A 16,833-nucleotide genomic window follows, 5' to 3' on the forward strand; every position below is an offset into this window, starting at 1 on the left:
ATTTTCAGCCGGGTTTAGTTACCCGGCTTTTTTTATAGTAATAGAAAATGTCAGCTGTCACCCCAAGCTCTCTGTTACAACTGGCTTGTTACTTCGCTTAGCAATCCAGTACGCAACGCTACCCCAAAGCACAGTGAGTGACCAAAGTGCCGTCCAATGTAGAGCGACTTGTTGCCAGGTTGCCCCCATTTGGTTTAGCGCTAAGAAAGCTTTGATCGCCCAAGTGCTTGGGCTTAAATCAGCAATCCATAGTAAGGGAGTAGGTATGGCTTCAATCGGCCAAATAAAACCAGCCAAGAAAATGAGCGGCATAGAGCTCACTAAGACGACTAAGGTGACAAGTTCACGCCGAGGTAATAAGTAACCTAGCCAGAAGCCTAGTCCGCAACAACCTAAAAAGAACGGTAACAACATAGCCAGCAATTCGCCCGCGTTGGCGATATGGTTTACGTTTAAGCGTTCGAAGCTAAAACCAAAATAATAGGCGCCGAGTAAATAATAAATTGCCACAAATACTAACGTTCTCACAAGCAGCAGCGATCCCGTTGATACTTGTGACCAATAGCCACGACCATGACGCTGTGTTCCCGTTTGCAATCCAACCGCCATGATCAACGTTTGTTGTAAAATCAGAACAAATACTGCCGGAACTACGTATTCGATGTAACCCATGGTTGGGTTGAACGTCGGTTTCATATTAAGCTTAATAGCAGAGTAATTATGGCTAGCCATACTCATGGGCACACCATCTATCACCATTTTACTGACTTTCACTTGGGCCCCTAATGTGCCTCCCGCTTGGGCCAATCCTTCTACCACGGTTCCGTACACGAGAAAATACGAGGCGTCCGCAGCGTAGGCCAGAGTCGGGCTTTTACCTAGCATTAGGTCTTTGTAAAAGTGTTCTGGTATGACTAAAAAACCGGTGATCTCTCGTTGTAAAAATGCTTGCTTTGCATCGGCAATCGTATGAAGTCGAGTGACTACGTTGACTTGTGGGGTGGCATCAACCATACGTTCCAGCTTTAAACTCGTCTGACTACCATCTAGATTAACAATCGCGATTGGTTGTTCACGAGGCGTTTGTTGTGCATAAGGCAAAGGGTATAAAAACGAGTAAAATACGACACCACCAAACACGGTCAACGTAACGACTGGATTGGTTAGAACGGCCTTAAGTTCCGCTTTAATCAGTTGCCACAATGTCATACCGCCTCCTTCGCTTGGCGTGTTGATGAAGCTGTTCGATGTTTACCCATCAAGGCTGCGGTAATGAGCAGAGGCATAACGTAACCAATCATAGGCCATAGCGAGCTTAAAGATTGCGCGGCCGATGCTCCATAGCTTGCTTGACTCACTTGTACTTCAATGTAATGGGTAATCGGCAATAATGAACGCCATGCATAAGCGAGCGTGTTCATGTCAGAAACTGGGAATGTAATTCCCATGAACGCGAAGCTTGGAGCCGTAAATGCGCCAGCAAAACTCATCGCACGTGCAGGATCCATCGACAAGAAGAAGAACAACGCTCCCATAATGATACAGGCGATAACCGTCGCCAATTGTGCTAATAGCATAACCACAAAACTGCCTTCCATTGGCCAATCAAGCACGGAATAAAACCAGTACAAGAACAACGCACCTTGCGCCATAAAGACCGGAATGTACTGACTTAATAAGGTAGTGAGCCTGGCGTATGGCTTTTCGCCCAAAAATGCAAAGCCATTCTTTCCACCATAAATGCGAAAGTGCGCGGCAAGAATCAAAATAGTGCTTACTACAATACATATTTGCCAAATGGCTGGCACGATAGCCGTTACCAAAAATTGTGCGTAGTTATTGTTACGGTTAAATAATGCGGTTATTTGTGTCGACACGGGTACAGCTTGTCCAGCCGCTGCTAACGTTGTGGTGTTACCCTTAGCCAAGTTTCCCATTACTTCAACCTGAGCGTCGAAATAGCCTTGTGCTTGCGCAACGGCAGAGTTGATCAGTTTCGCTACCAAAATGTACTGACTGTTGTAAAAGACAGAAAGTTGAGGTTGGCGGTGTTGGAGAATATCTTGGTCGAACTTAGATGGGATGACCGCGTAAGCGTAGATATCGCCTTCAATCATCGCATTTTTTGCTTCGCTTGCACTGGTGTAGTGATAGTTGACAGCCAGACTCGACGACGCATCCAAAGATTGAATGAGCTTTCGAGAAAGTTGGGAATGTTGTAGATCAACCACACCGATTGGCAGATCCCGGGCAATGCCCGCAGAGAACACTCCCCAAATCATCATCGCGAGCAAAATCGGTATCCAAGTAAGGCACGAAAGCAACCACTTGTCTCGTCGTAAGATATGCCGCTGTGAAATCTTAATCGTCATAGCATTAACCTAGTGGTTGTGATTAAAGTTCAACGACAACACTCATTCCCATACGCAGTTCAGGTTCGGGTTGAGCTGGACGAGCTTCTACTTCAAAGGTACGAAGATCAAAACCTTGAGAAGCATCGGTTGCTCTCCACGTTGCAAAGTCACCCATAACGGCAACATGCGTTACTTTGAACTCAACATTTTTGTTTAAGGCAGGCAAATAGGCATCAAAGGTTGCTCCTTTTTTAAAGTGTTGAAGGTAATCTTCACGCACATTAAGTGTCGCCCAGGCATCTTCTGTATCTATCACAGTAACAACCGGGAAGCCCTGAGGTGCTAATTCACCACTTTGAAGTAGAACTTGAGAGACTTCGCCGTCAAACCAGCTGTAGATCTGAGTATCTTTCGCGTACGCTTCTACTTCGGCTACGGCACCTGATGCCATGCGCGCTTTTTCCGCCGCAGCCACTTTGGTTTCACTTCTAGCGCCTTCTTTTGCCATTTCGTACATTTGAAACGCGGCACTTTCTGTGTATTTCGCTGCTTGCCACTGAGTTAAAGCTTCATCGCGTTTTTGTTCTGCAACCACGCCATCGTTATAAAGGTTATTCACACGATTGTAGGTTTTTTCCATTAAATTCGCAGCGGCTTTGGCTTTCATCCACTGATCTTTTGCTGCTTGGATTTGTTGCTCACGTGCGCCTTTCTCAGCTTCTTGAGCTAAGGCGTCCGCCGCTTTTTCACCTGCTTTTGCTTGTTCTAACTTCGCTTCAATTTCAGGACTATGAAGGGTAAAAATAAGCTGACCTTTCTCTACATCGTCGCCTTTACGTACCATGACCTCATCAATACGCCCTGGGACTTTTGAGGAAATGCTGTATTGCTGGGCTTCAATTAATCCCTGTAAGCGGATCGGTTCTGGTTGATAGGCTTGGTAAAATTGATACCCAACCCAAGAGGCAACACCCAAAGCACAAAGTGAGAGTAAAACGGGTTTTAGTGATTTAGCTGCCATGATTTATTTCACCTCTTTGGATGTTGAAGCAGGGATATAAGCGGTATTTTGATATTGTTCGAAGCTGTTCATTTCACTGCTCAATGCGAGTAGCTTGGTTAAAGATATTAAATAGCGGAAACGCGCCGCTGAACGTTGTGTTTCTATACTCGCGACATAAAGTTGTGCATCCACAACATCCAGAGAAGACGACAGACCCTGAGTAAATGCTTTTTCACGCAAGCGCAGGTTTTCGTTAGCGAGTTCAATGCTAGATGCGAGCCCTTGTACTTCATCAATGGCTTGCTGAGCCTCCAAGTATGTCTTTTGGACTAACAGCGATAAGTCTTGTTTGGCTTGGGACTTTAATGAGTCGACCTGCGAGACGACGCTTTGAGCGGCTTTGACTTTTTCGCTTCGCCCTGATGATTCAATCAGTGGAATGCTGACACCAACACCAACTAACCAGTCAGGCTTCATTTGGCTTGCGAGAGAATCGTCTTCATACAAGCTGTAGTCGCCGTAAAGATAAACTTCAGGGTAGTATTTCCCTTTTTCTGCTTTGATTAAGCTAGAGGCTTGTTTGTGTTTAGCGCTCAGAAGTTCTAACCCCGGATAGGTAAGCAACGTTTGATCGACAAAAGCGCTAAGAGGGGGAAGACTGTCGTTGATAAACAAAGATTCAGCGGGCTCTACGGCGTCATCTTGTGCGAGTAATTTACCTAATGCAGCCTGAGCGATACTCAAATCGCTGGCAGCTTTACGTGTTTCTACGGATGCTTTATCTAAAGAAGCCTCGGCTTGCAGGCGCTCAACGTGCGCGATTTGTCCTTGCTCTTCAAGCTTAATGGCAAAATCTCGATGCTTTTTTAGCCCAGCTTCAACCGCTTGCCGCGTTGCGAGTACTTCCTTTGCCAGTACGACAGAAAAGTAGTACTTCGATAAATCTTCAAAACGCGCTTGTTGTTCCATTAAAAGCTGACTTTTCGCCTCATCCGTTTTGCCTTCTGCTGCTGATTGAGCCGCAGAAATTCTACCACCAGTAAAAATTGGCCAAATGGCACGAATAGACGAAGAGAAAATATCGCGCTCGGTTATGGTCGAAGTGGTATTAGCTAAGGCACCAAAAATAGGCTGAAAAGCAGGAGGTACGTTAATGTGTGCTCCTGTGCTGTCTAGAATCTGTTTTCCCGAAAGCGTGATATCGGTATCTAAACGCGTGTAATTCGCGCCAATGGTAACTTGAGGTAAGTTGAGATTGCTGGTGGCACTCTCTTGGTATTGGTAGTTCTCGACGTTTGAGCGTTGAGCTTTAAGAGAATAGTTGTTTTCTAGCAATAGCTGCCATGCGGTATCAAAAGTGATCGGTGCCGCATGACAGGCAAGGGAAATCGAGCTGCTAAGTAAGCCCAGTATCCAAAACTTTCCTGTTTTTTTCATAATGGCTGCTTTGTCGTAGAGTATTAGCTCTAATATAAAGGATTCGTAACTGCGTGTTAAGTAGGAGGGAAAATTGGGCAGTAGTATGCGCCCAGTCATATTTGTGCTGGGCGCGGGAGATGTTACAAATTTATTTCGTATATGGACAGTGAAACTCCGCTCTCCACTCGAGCTGACGAGAACCTCGCATCGTATTCAATAGATCTTTTCCACTCATTTGAGGGAACGATAACAGGACTTTGAGATCAGAAGTACCGCCTCCGTTTTTTTCATAAGCCCTGACGTGTGTAAATGTTGAATACATATTCTCTGACAGCATCGCCTTATTCAGGCATATTCCAAAGGTATCGCGTTCCATGTTTGGTGTTCCTTCTAACTATAAATGCACCTCTGTTTATAGTTTTCCAGTTTTCAGATGGTGTCTAAGTGTTTGTCATATAGTCAGTATTTGTGTTTTGTTTTATTTTTGTCCAAACCACTGACATCAATGTTGAGCTTTTAATAGACTTCCAGCTTCACTGCTTTCAAACCGAAACTCTCATTGGTTTCGTTGATTAAAAATTATACGTTGTAAAGTCTAAAAACGCCTCAAAAACCGCTAAAATCGATGTGATCGCGATCATGATTTTAAGGGCAATTTATGTATGGAATTGAGTATCAGAGAGGAATGCTAAATTTGGTGAATGGTTGTAATTTTATGTTTCAGCTCGTCGATTAATTAACCGTAAACTCTGCGGTTTGTTTGCCTTCCTCACAGATTTATCACCGCGACAACGTCATGCTGTTAACTGAGTGTTAACGTTACGCTCAAGAGTGAATCACAAGGATGTATCAATGAGTTGGAAAACCATCAGCTTTCGTAAGCGGATGCTCATTATCATGACGCTATCGGGGTTGATAGAGCTGTTATTGCTTGTCGCCGCGGGGTTCACTTATCTCAAAATCAATCAAGAGCAAGAAATGGGAGAAAAAGCACTGGGTGTTGCCCGTTTTTTAGCGAACTCAGCGGTTGTTCGTGAAATGATCGAAACCCAAAACCCCCAGCCATACCAACTTCGCTTTAGAGAATTAACCGAAGCCATAGGTGCTGCTTTCATCGTTATTGGCGACCATAAGGGAGTACGCTTAATCCACCCTGTTGATGAGCGGTTGGGCAAGCCAATGAGAGGTGGCGACAATCGTCGAGCGCTAGAACGGGGATTGTCTTATGTTTCGACGGCACAGGGCTCGTTAGGTTATTCAGTTCGTGGTAAAGCTGCGATTTTTGACGAGCAAGGGAACATCATTGGTGTGGTTTCGGTTGGCTATTTGCTCGACCGACTGCAAGACCGCATCGAACCATTTTTGGCCTTTTTGATTTTAATGGTCATCGTAGTTGTCGTCGCTAATGCCATTGTATCCAATTATGCGTCGAGAAAGTTTCAGCGCGCCATTTTAGGCTTTGAGCCTGAAGAGATAGGGCGGTTGTACGGCGAATTAGAAGTGACGATGAGCACCATCAAAGAGGGCGTGTTAAGCATTGATGCCCAAGGGATACTTCGCTCGATAAATCGTAGTGCCTGCCAGATTCTCGGTATTGATAGAGAATCAGCGCTCAATAAACCTTTGACTGACACGCTGCGTGATAGCGATCTATATACAGTGTTAGAAAGCGGGCAGGAAGATCATGATATTGAAATATTCCTTAATCATAAGCGCCTGATTGCAAATCGCTCTCCAATTTATGTTGATGGAAAAATCGTGGGGGCGGTATCGAGTTTCCGTTTAAGGGATGAAATCAATGATCTAACCGAGCAGCTATCACAAACCAAGGAGTATGCAGATTTGTTACGTTCGCAGACCCATGAGCATCGCAATAAGCTCAACACCATTAGTGGGCTCGTACAAATGGGTGAACTTGATGCGGTGCAAAAGTTAATTGGACAAGAAACCGCACACTATCAGGCAATGATTGAGTTTTTAAGAGATACCGTTAAAGACCCGCTAATTGCAGGTATGTTGCTTGGAAAAACTGAACGTGCTCGCGAGTTAGGCTTACAACTGGTGGTTGAGGAAGGCAGTCGTCTGGAGCCCCTGCCTGAGTGGCTAAATTCGGAAGACCTAGTCACAATTTTGGGTAATTTGATTGATAACGCTTTCGATGCCACGTTAACTTCAATTCGCGATGAATCAAATGTTGCGTCAGAACGCAGAAACATTGATGTGTCCGTTAGCGATTACGGAAATGAAGTGATACTTGAGGTGATAGATCATGGCTGTGGCCTCCCAAAAACAATGGATCCACAAACATTATTTACAAAAGGCGTTTCGACGAAATCTCGTCAAAATCGAGGTGTTGGGTTACACCTTGTCAATCAGCTTGCTACTCGATATCACGGCCATGTTGAGATGATACCCAATACAAATTATGGGACAAGAATAACGGTGTACTTACCCAAGGAAGAACAATTATGAGTATGGCGACTCGCGTAATGATCATTGAAGATGATCTGGCTATTGCTGAGCTGCACCACAAATACTTAAGCCAACTGACAGGTTTGGAAGTGGTTGGAATTGCGACCACGAGAATGGAAGCAGAAATGCAACTCGACATTCTTAAGCCAGATTTACTATTGATGGATGTCTATCTTCCCGATGGCACAGGGCTTGAGATACTAAATACACTGCGTGCAAGTAACCAAACGTGTGATGTCATTTTGATTACAGCCGCAAGGGATGTCGATACATTACAACAGGCGATGAGGGGTGGCGTTGTCGATTACCTGTTAAAACCCGTGATGTTTCCACGCTTAGATGCCGCACTGAAAAAGTATGTGTCCCAACGCCAACAACTAGACATCGTGGAGAGTTTGGATCAGAACCTCGTTGATAAAATGCTGCAGTCTCACGCCAATCAAGACAACTTGCCGAACCGATTACCAAAAGGGATTGATGGTGTAACCCTAGACAAGATCAGAGAGTTGTTCCTAAATGGCATTGCGCTGACCGCTGATGAGGCAGGTGAAAAAATCGGAGTGAGCCGAACAACGGCAAGGCGCTATTTGGAGTATCTTATCAGCACTGGTGAACTAGAGGCTGATTTAAACTATGGCTCTGTTGGTAGGCCAGAAAGGTGCTATAAAAAAGTGACACGGTAGCGTTTATATTGATGCTCTATGCAAAATAAAAAGCGATGGCTTATTGTAGAAACCATCGCTTTACAAATTACTGCTGTTCCGCTCTAAGAGGTTAGAAGTTGTATTCTAACTTCGCTTCGATAGAGCGCTCAGCGCCAAACCAACAGTTATTTTTGTCGTAACAAGAATAGTATTCTTTATCGAATAGATTGCTTGCAGAAAGCGTGACGCTAGCCCCTTTCATTGATTCAGATACCGTTGAGAAATCGTAACTTGCTGCTAAATCAAACAAGGTGTAGTCCGGTACTTTTTGACTATTCTGTGCATCAATTTGTGCTTCCCCGACATAGCGAACGCCAGCACTGGTACGAAGGCCTGAAAGATTTCCTTCAAAGAAGTAATTTGCCCATAGAGAAGCCGTTTGCTCAGGTACCCAAACCGGCGTTTTACCTTCTTGGTTGTAATAACTGTCCTCGGTAATCTCCATATCGGTATATGTATAGCCTAGAGTGAAATCAGCTTGTGCTGTAACTTGCCATTTTGCCTCAAGTTCAATACCTTGTGATACCACTTCTCCCGCTTGATAGTTCGGTGCATAAGGATTATTCGGATCGGTCAAGATCGCGTTTTTCTTCGTAATATGGAAGAGTGCTAAGTTACCTGAGATATCACCAGATAATGGGGCGTATTTAAAGCCTAACTCCCATTGATGACCGGTTGATGGCTCAAATGCTTTACCAGAAGAGTCGGCACCCGCAATTGGCTCAAAACTTTCCGAGTAAGTAAGGTATGGCGAGAGACCAAAGTCTAGCTCATACAAACCACCGACTCGGAAAGATACGTTGGTATCGTCTAACTCTTCCTTGCTGTTGGATACTGCTCCTAGATAATCGCTAACGGCGTCTGTATTTGAATCGTATTTATCCCAACGAAGACCTGCAATCATTACAAGTTGGTCGTAACGAACTTGATCTTGGAAATAAACGCCAATCTGCTTCGTTTTGATATCCAAGTTTTGTTTGTATTGGAAATTCAGTGCATTACGATCAATGCTGTTGTGGTCAGGATTAAAAATGTCCTGAGTTAGCGAATACCCAAGCGTGTCTTTGTATTTTACATCTGAGTCTAGATACTGATAATCAAGCCCGAACAATAAGTTATGTTCAAAATTTCCTGTTTTAACGTAGCCAGATAGTTGGTTGTCAATCACAAAGGATTTGGACTTTTCATCGGTTAAATAGGCATTTCGACCAACGGTACGGTTATCTGCTTGAAGTGCACCGTTATATGTGTTTTCCTGATAGGCATCGGCGGTCATGTAGCGGGCATTCTGTAGAAATTGCCAATTGTTGTTAAAGTCGTGTTGGACTTTGTAACCCATCATCAGAACTTCGCGTTCGTAAGTGTTCCAGTCCTCATCCCCCAAATAAGTGCTTGGTGACATCGAGCCAAGTGGGTTTTTAATCACTGAGCCAGACGCAGGCACAGTCGTGTAGATACCTGCTGATGGATCATTTTGATAGTAAACATTCACGTTCACTAATGTGCTTTCTGTCGCTTGCCAATTGAAAGATGGGGCGAGTACATAACGTTCATCTTCAGACGTATCGGCTTGACCATCTCGCTGTTTTGCCAGGCCGACGATACGGTAATCAACATTAGAATCACCAATTTGTCCTGTGGTGTCGAACGTCAGTTCCTTTAGGCTGTTAGTCCCTGTACTAATCGAGACAGAGTGCGAGGGTGTTGACTGAGGCGCCTTGGCGATAATGTTGACCATACCTCCTGGTGGAATATTGCCGTAAAGAACAGACGTTGGCCCTTTAAAAACCTCGATTTGCTCAAGAGCAACGGAATCGACCTGCGGTTGAAGGTTCCAACCGTTGTACAGCAAAGGAAGACCATCATAAAAGTTGGTGTAGTTAATAAAACCACGAATATTGAATAGGTCAAGTCGGGAAACGGCACCACCACGCAATTCTGTATTTACGCCAGGCGCATAACGCAATGCTTCGCTCACCGAGTTTACGCCGCGTAGGTCCATGTCATCTTTAGTGATTACCGTGATCGCTTGCGGTGTTTCCTCCGGTTCTAAAACGGTTTTAGTTGCGGTGTTTCGGTATGTTTCTCCTAGCACCGTAATCGTTTCGTGTTGGGATATGCTCTCAGTCGCATTGGCGTGGCCAGCGAGCAATGCGGATACGACGATAGCAACCGCTGAACGATGAAATCGAATCGGACTTTCCATATTTATAAATTCCACTACTTTTTCTATTTATTGATAATGATTGTTATTTGTATTCTATATTCAAAGAAATAGGAAAAGTTAACAATTTGGTGCAAAACACTAATCTTTGGAACTTATTCTTCTGTTCTTAGGTTTTAAAGATAGCGCGTCGTTTGGCTCGACAGGAATCCAATACTGCATTTGTGCTTGTTCGCTATCAACATCATAACCTTCTGGATAAAGCTCTAACTCATAACCATCGATAGCATGATAATTAGAGTAGGGTAGCCAATGTAAAATAAACCATTCTAGCGTTGAGGCGAGCTCTGATGCTTTGCCTATGTGTGTAATGACGGCGTAGGTTTGCTCAGGAACAGCCAAGAGGTCTAACCCCGAGTTGGAAGAGTTCGTTGATCTTGGTGCGTTTGCTGTTGGACTGCACTCATAACCTGCCCAATACTCAAGTTGTTGGTTGTTTGAATACGCTTGAGTCACATCAATCACGCCAAAGTAACTACTTTCCGAATTGTTAAGGTTTTCAGATGAATAAAGACGTGACCAAAGTGACGGTACTTTGGATTGGAAATCGGGCGTAGCGGAAAACAATCCGTGAATAGGTTCATGATAACCAGCAAGTTCAAAAGCCGGTTTTGTTTCTATTCGAACTTCAATAAAGCGCTGATGTTTTTTCTCTTCTTCTGGTGTCTTACGCAGCGTCAAAGGTTGCCTCAACCCGGAGAGTTGTTGCGTTTTTCGATATTCGCGGGGGCTTTTTGAAAACATATTCCTGAACGCACGGCTAAATGCGTGTTCAGATGTAAATCCCATTTCTATCGCTATATCTAACGAGCGGTCAGAAGTATGGATTAAGCGCTCAGCCGCAAGGCTAAGTTTAAGCTCTCTGATGTAGTGAGCGACGGATACGCCAGTGTGTTGTTGAAATACGCGTTGCAGTTGCCAGCGAGACCAACAACTTGCTTTCGATATTTCATCTACGCTCAGAGTGCTGTCTAAGTTGGTGTGAATGTAGTCAAGCACCGATTGTATTCGGTTTATGGGATGTGGGTTAATGGCGCTTGATTTCATGGCGTTCTACTTTCACATTAATAGTGATTTCATTATCTTTAATTGAGTATCATTATCAATAGCATGATGAAATAAAAAGTAAGTAACACAGATCACGATAAAACTGTAATGGATTGCAAGGATGAGTAATTATTGCCCATATTAGAGTTTTTGCTTAAATTTTGGAGCGTTCAAATGAAACTTTTTTTATCAATAAAATACAATCGCTTATGACGTTTTGTGCAACTTATTTAAACGTTTGCACTGGCAAGTGTTGATGTAAATCAAATAGTCGTAGACAATATTGCCCCGTGTCGGACTCTCCTCCAGCGAGTACAGTGTGTACTTTTGAGACATAAGTGACTTAAATGACCTCAATACGTCGTGTTTCCAAGAATCGGAAATGCAACTTCTTGAGGTTCTTTGGGCCCATAGACTTTACCTATCAACGTAATAGGTAAGACCAATTTTCTATTTTGAGGTGCCATTGATAGGGTTGGCTCATTCTCTAGCCGTATCCGGGCACACAATAAGTACCTCGTTTTTAAGGGAAAGATGATGGTAATACCAGAAAACAGCAGCATCGTTATTTTTGGTGCTTCAGGTGACCTTACGTACCGTAAGCTCATTCCTGCTTTATACCACCTCTACGCGAACAAGCAGCTTCCAGAGAATTTTGCCATTCTGGGGGTAAGTCGCACTGAATACAGTGATGAGTCTTACCGCGCGAAGCTGAAAAAATCGCTTCAGGAAATGGAAAAGACTGAGCCAGAAACGCTTGATGCATTTATTAACCATCTGCACTACCAAGCAATTAATACTTCTGACACACAAGATTACGGTAAGCTATCTTCTCGCTTAGACCAACTTGCGGACGAATATCAATTCGAGCAACGCAATACGCTTTTTTACTTAGCAACCCCACCAAGTTTATACAGTGTGATCCCTGCAAGTCTTGCAGCACATGGTCTTAACAGTGAAGAGGATGGCTGGAAACGCCTGATCATTGAGAAACCATTCGGCTATGATCTTGAATCGGCGCGTATTCTGGACAAAGAAATTCACGAGCACTTCCAAGAGCATCAAATCTACCGAATTGACCATTACTTAGGTAAAGAAACGGTACAAAACCTACTTGTGCTTCGTTTCTCTAATGCGATGTTTGAGCCGCTTTGGAACCGTAACTTCATTGATTACGTTGAAATCACAGGCGCAGAATTCCTTGGCGTAGAGGAGCGTGGTGGTTACTACGACAACTCTGGCGCTGTGCGCGACATGTTCCAAAACCACTTGCTACAAGTATTAGCAATGGTAGGTATGGAACCACCAGCGCAAATCAATGCAGACTCGATGCGTGATGAAGTGGTAAAAGTGCTTCAATGCCTAAAGCCATTAGACGAAAACGCTCTGCGCAATGACCTAGTATTAGGCCAATACACGGCGTCTGAAGTTCGTGGGCAAAGCCTACGCGGCTACCGTGAAGAGCCGGGAGTTGCAGACGATTCTCGTACAGAGACTTACATCGGTTTGAAAGCGTACATCAACAACTGGCGTTGGAATGGCGTGCCATTTTACGTGCGTACTGGTAAGCGTCTTCCAACACGCGTTACTGAGGTGGTTATCCACTTTAAACAAACACCGCATCCTGTGTTTGGTCAAAACGCACCAGAAAACAAGCTGATCATTCGTATTCAACCAGACGAAGGCATTCAAATGAGCTTTGGCTTGAAAGAGCCAGGCGCAGGCTTTGAAGCGAAGGAAGTGAAAATGAACTTCCATTACGCTGACCTGCAAGAAACGCAAATGCTAACGGCATACGAGCGTCTTCTACTTGATGCTTTGAATGGTGATGCTACGCTATTTGCACGTAGTGATGCGGTGGAAGCGTGCTGGCAATACGTACAGCCAATCTTAGATTTTAAGCAAGATCCACAATCCCTCTTCGGGTACGCATGCGGCACTTGGGGACCTAAAGAGTCAGATGACTTGTTACAGCGTGATGGCCGCGCTTGGCGTTTCCCATGTAAAAACTTAACAGATACGGATTACTGTGAACTATGATCAACCATAAGATCTACCAAACAGCAGAACAGGTAGTTGAAAGCCTAGCTAACGATATGAAAGCGTTTAGCGAAATGGGCAGACCTGTTCACATCTCTCTTTCTGGCGGCAGCACTCCTAAAATGCTGTTTAAACTACTGGCTTCAGAGGCTTACGCAACCTCCATTCAATGGGAAAACCTCCACTTTTGGTGGGGTGACGAACGTTGTGTTGCCCCTGACGATGCAGAAAGCAACTACGGTGAAGCGAACACGTTGTTGTTTAGCCAAGTAAATATTCCTGCAGAAAACATTCACCGCATCCGTGGCGAAGATGAGCCTAAAGCAGAAGCCGAGCGCTTTGCAAAAGAGATGGCAGAGGTAATCCCGAATGAAAACGGCACACCTGTGTTTGACTGGATCTTATTAGGCGTTGGTGCAGATGGTCATACAGCTTCTCTGTTCCCTGGCCAAACGAATTATGATGATGCGAACCTATCTCTTGTGGCGTCGCATCCTGAATCGGGCCAACTTCGTGTGTCGAAAACCGCACGCGTATTAGAAGCAGCGAAACGCATTAGTTACTTAGTGCTTGGTGCAGGAAAAGCGGACATTGTTGAAGAAATTAACAGTTCACCAGCACACGCACTGCCATACCCAGCGGCTAAGATTCAAGCGAAATCGGGCCTAACGGAATGGTATTTAGATTTAGACGCGGCAGCAAAAATTGCTTAAGACGCTGCTCGTCGATGAAATAAAATTGGAGAGAAACAATGAAAGGTGATATCGGTGTAATTGGCCTAGCAGTAATGGGTCAAAACCTTATCCTAAACATGAACGATCACGGCTTTAAAGTGGTTGCTCACAACCGTACTGCTGCTAAAGTAGACGAGTTCCTGGAAGGTCCAGCAAAAGGCACGAACATCATCGGTGCATACTCTCTAGAAGAACTAGTAGAGAAGCTAGAAACGCCGCGTAAAGTAATGTTGATGGTTCGCGCTGGTGACGTTGTAGACAAGTTCATCGAAGCGCTAGTACCTCTGCTAGACAAAGGCGACATCATTATTGACGGTGGTAACACTAACTACCCAGATACAAACCGTCGTGTTGCTGCACTACGTGAAAAAGGTATCCACTTCATCGGTACTGGTGTATCTGGTGGTGAAGAAGGTGCGCGCTTCGGTCCATCTATCATGCCTGGCGGTGCTGCTGAAGCATGGGAAGCGGTTAAGCCTATCTTCCAAGGTATCGCTGCGAAAACTGACGCTGGTGAGCCATGTTGTGACTGGGTTGGTAACGACGGTGCTGGTCACTTCGTTAAGATGGTACACAACGGTATCGAATACGGTGACATGCAGCTTATCACAGAAGCTTACCAGTTCATGAAAGACGGTCTTGGTATGTCTGCTGACGAGATGCAAGCAGTATTCGCTGATTGGAACAAGACTGAACTAGACAGCTACCTTGTTGAAATCACGGCTGACATCCTTGGCTACAAAGATGAAGACGGTGAGCCTCTCGTTGAGAAGATCCTAGACACAGCAGGCCAAAAAGGTACTGGTAAATGGACTGGTATTAACGCACTAGACCTAGGTATTCCACTAACACTTATCTCTGAGTCTGTATTCTCTCGTTGTCTATCTGCACTGAAAGACCAACGTGTTGAAGCTGAATCTCTATTCGGTAAGACAATCACTCCTGTTGAAGGCGACAAGCAAGAGTGGGTTGATGCACTACGTCAAGCGCTACTAGCTTCTAAGATCATCTCTTACGCTCAAGGCTTCATGCTAATGCGCGAAGCATCGAACGAGAACGGTTGGGACCTAAACTACGGTAACGTAGCCCTAATGTGGCGTGGTGGTTGTATCATCCGCTCTGCGTTCCTAGGCAACATCCGTGATGCGTACGAAGCGAACCCAGACATCGCATTCCTAGGTTCTGATGAGTACTTCAAAAACATCCTACAAGGCAGCCTAGCAGCATGGCGTAAAGTAGCAGCGAAATCTCTAGAATCTGGTATCCCAATGCCATGTACGATTTCTGCGCTATCTTTCCTAGACGGTTACACAACAGCTCGTCTACCAGCGAACCTGCTTCAAGCTCAACGTGACTACTTCGGTGCTCACACTTATGAGCGTATTGACCGTCCACGTGGTGAATTCTTCCACACTAACTGGACTGGTACAGGCGGCGACACAGCGTCTACAACTTACGACGTTTAATCCGCGGTCAGTAAGCTGATCAAAGCAAAAGGGTGCCCAAGTGGCATCCTTTTTTGTGTCTGTAAGATATTGGTAGATTTAAAAGTTACATTAAACGTTGATTCGTCACGCACTTCTCAGAAATGGGAGAGCATGCATTTGCTAGCAGTTTAATATTTCTCTTCGAAGAGTGAAGCTAAGCCGCTCTCTGCCGTCTCCTCAACTATAAGGTAATAGAAATGACACAACAGAAGCATCCATTTCACACAGCTTTCGTGTTGCTTATGTTCATATTACTGATTACTTACTCTATCTATCGCCTTTATCATCATTTCGTTTTCGAATCTCTACCGCTTCAGCTCAGTAGTGGTTTTCAAGTGCTCTACATTGATGCGTCATATGTTTTAAGTATCGCAAGCTTACTCTTATGCCCTACATTATTGGTCTATATTTTATTTGATCGAATGACTCAGTTAGTCAAAGTGCCGATTAAAGTGATAACTATAACAATTGTCTTGTCCCTTATCGTTGCTATTCCAGGTCAAATTTTTGAATTTGGGCGATTGAAATATATTGCAGAAAGTAATGGTTACTCAGCGTGTCCACCTTTCACAATTGCATCAAGCGGAGTGTTTGTAGAAGCTATGGTAAAAGAAGAAAAATACTGTATAGAACCAGAAATTAATCGTATTGGTATGTATGGTTATTTTCACGAACTCGAACGGGTTGATAACTATATCAAGTCACACGGAAATGACATCCAATAGAAAAGAGCGCCTAGGCGCTCTTTTCAGTGGTCGTTTTCTTGTTTTGATAAAACCTGTCTTTTAGGTAGAGAATTGCACTGACCACAAGAGCCACTAAAGAAACAGTAAATAGGGCGTACATGCTGAGAATCCATGCGAATGTGGCCGTCAAGAATGCAATGAAGGAAAACATCCTGCTGAAAGACATCACATGGCCAAGTTTGTTACTTTTCATAAACGCCTCCCGAAGCTAAGTGGGAATAGACAATTGTGGTCATATGCCACACTTTTAATTGTCTGCTCTTTTGGGGCGTTTCACACAAAAAAGTGGCTAAAGATTTCTCAAAAAAGGTGAAATATTGAACTGGTAGACAAATCGTTAAACTGAGTTGCATAGATATGACTTCGGTTGTCTATCACTTCAAAGTTTTTAACTACGCAGATTAAGGGCATGTAGCGTTATTATTATCGTATTCGAACTCTACGATACACAATTGCAAGTGAACCTACACTCGTAAGCTCATCCCTGTCGTCAGTTACAGTAAAAGCTTTTTTCTCTTTTTAACAATACCTTAGTAATTACGGGCAACTAAATCCGTTTTTCGATCGAAACTCAGATTGCACAAAAGGTGAAAAAGAGTGCTA

14 protein-coding genes are annotated in these 16,833 nt (G+C 44.2%); 6 read left to right on the plus strand and 8 right to left on the minus strand.

Annotated features, from left to right (window positions below):
- Positions 1-57: 57 nt before the first annotated feature.
- The 5 genes from R7R78_RS15760 to R7R78_RS15780 all read right to left on the minus strand — a co-directional run bounded on the left by R7R78_RS15760 (position 58) and on the right by R7R78_RS15780 (position 5,152).
- Positions 58-1,209 (minus strand): ABC transporter permease, encoded by a 1,152-nt coding sequence (locus tag R7R78_RS15760; RefSeq protein ID WP_213911270.1) that lies wholly within the window; start codon positions 1,207-1,209, stop codon positions 58-60.
- Positions 1,206-2,372, minus strand: coding sequence for an ABC transporter permease (locus R7R78_RS15765; RefSeq protein ID WP_225452410.1), 1,167 nt, complete (start codon positions 2,370-2,372; stop codon positions 1,206-1,208). The genes R7R78_RS15760 and R7R78_RS15765 overlap by 4 nt, the downstream gene beginning before the upstream one ends.
- A gap of 22 nt (positions 2,373-2,394) precedes the next feature.
- A complete protein-coding gene (locus R7R78_RS15770; protein ID WP_005377122.1) occupies positions 2,395-3,375 on the minus strand; it encodes an HlyD family secretion protein in 981 nt (326 codons plus the stop codon).
- Between the two features lie 3 nt (positions 3,376-3,378).
- Positions 3,379-4,794 (minus strand): TolC family protein, encoded by a 1,416-nt coding sequence (locus R7R78_RS15775; protein WP_053306992.1) that lies wholly within the window; start codon positions 4,792-4,794, stop codon positions 3,379-3,381.
- Positions 4,795-4,924: 130 nt separating this feature from the next.
- The gene (locus R7R78_RS15780) at positions 4,925-5,152 is read right to left on the minus strand and encodes a hypothetical protein (RefSeq protein ID WP_005377125.1); all 228 of its coding nucleotides are present in this window, start codon (positions 5,150-5,152) and stop codon (positions 4,925-4,927) included.
- A 476-nt stretch (positions 5,153-5,628) separates the two neighbouring features.
- On the opposite strand from R7R78_RS15780, the gene R7R78_RS15785 reads away from it, so the two are divergent.
- Entirely contained in the window at positions 5,629-7,248 is a 1,620-nt protein-coding gene (locus R7R78_RS15785) for a sensor histidine kinase (protein ID WP_225474001.1), read from the plus strand.
- Complete coding sequence (locus tag R7R78_RS15790; RefSeq protein ID WP_203345987.1) at positions 7,245-7,931, plus strand: response regulator; 687 nt, start codon at positions 7,245-7,247, stop codon at positions 7,929-7,931. The genes R7R78_RS15785 and R7R78_RS15790 overlap by 4 nt, the downstream gene beginning before the upstream one ends.
- A 91-nt stretch (positions 7,932-8,022) precedes the next feature.
- Here R7R78_RS15790 and R7R78_RS15795 read toward each other — a convergent pair whose 3' ends face one another.
- Both R7R78_RS15795 and R7R78_RS15800 read right to left on the minus strand, forming a co-directional pair.
- Positions 8,023-10,158, minus strand: coding sequence for a TonB-dependent siderophore receptor (locus R7R78_RS15795; protein ID WP_225474003.1), 2,136 nt, complete (start codon positions 10,156-10,158; stop codon positions 8,023-8,025).
- Between the two features lie 99 nt (positions 10,159-10,257).
- Positions 10,258-11,223, minus strand: a complete 966-nt coding sequence (locus R7R78_RS15800) for a helix-turn-helix domain-containing protein (RefSeq protein WP_033906176.1) — start codon at positions 11,221-11,223, stop codon at positions 10,258-10,260.
- Between the two features lie 537 nt (positions 11,224-11,760).
- Here R7R78_RS15800 and zwf point away from each other — a divergent pair.
- The 4 genes from zwf (at position 11,761) to R7R78_RS15820 (ending at position 16,209) form a co-directional block, all read left to right on the plus strand.
- Positions 11,761-13,263 carry a glucose-6-phosphate dehydrogenase gene (gene zwf / locus R7R78_RS15805; RefSeq protein ID WP_017634563.1) on the plus strand — a complete coding sequence of 501 codons (1,503 nt, stop codon included), beginning with the start codon at positions 11,761-11,763 and terminating at the stop codon, positions 13,261-13,263.
- On the plus strand, positions 13,260-13,976 hold the full coding sequence (gene pgl, locus R7R78_RS15810; RefSeq protein ID WP_005387158.1) for a 6-phosphogluconolactonase: 717 nt from the start codon (positions 13,260-13,262) through the stop codon (positions 13,974-13,976). Before zwf ends, pgl begins: the two co-directional genes overlap by 4 nt.
- A gap of 38 nt (positions 13,977-14,014) precedes the next feature.
- On the plus strand, positions 14,015-15,463 hold the full coding sequence (gene gnd, locus R7R78_RS15815) for a decarboxylating NADP(+)-dependent phosphogluconate dehydrogenase (protein ID WP_005377160.1): 1,449 nt from the start codon (positions 14,015-14,017) through the stop codon (positions 15,461-15,463).
- Positions 15,464-15,681: 218 nt separating this feature from the next.
- A complete protein-coding gene (locus R7R78_RS15820; protein ID WP_225474005.1) occupies positions 15,682-16,209 on the plus strand; it encodes a hypothetical protein in 528 nt (175 codons plus the stop codon).
- 10 nt (positions 16,210-16,219) lie between these two features.
- On the opposite strand, the gene R7R78_RS15825 is transcribed toward R7R78_RS15820, so the two are convergent.
- The gene (locus R7R78_RS15825; protein ID WP_005377162.1) at positions 16,220-16,423 is read right to left on the minus strand and encodes a hypothetical protein; all 204 of its coding nucleotides are present in this window, start codon (positions 16,421-16,423) and stop codon (positions 16,220-16,222) included.
- Between the last annotated feature and the right edge of the window lie 410 nt (positions 16,424-16,833).

It is taken from the genome of Vibrio sp. 2134-1 (assembly GCF_033339495.1).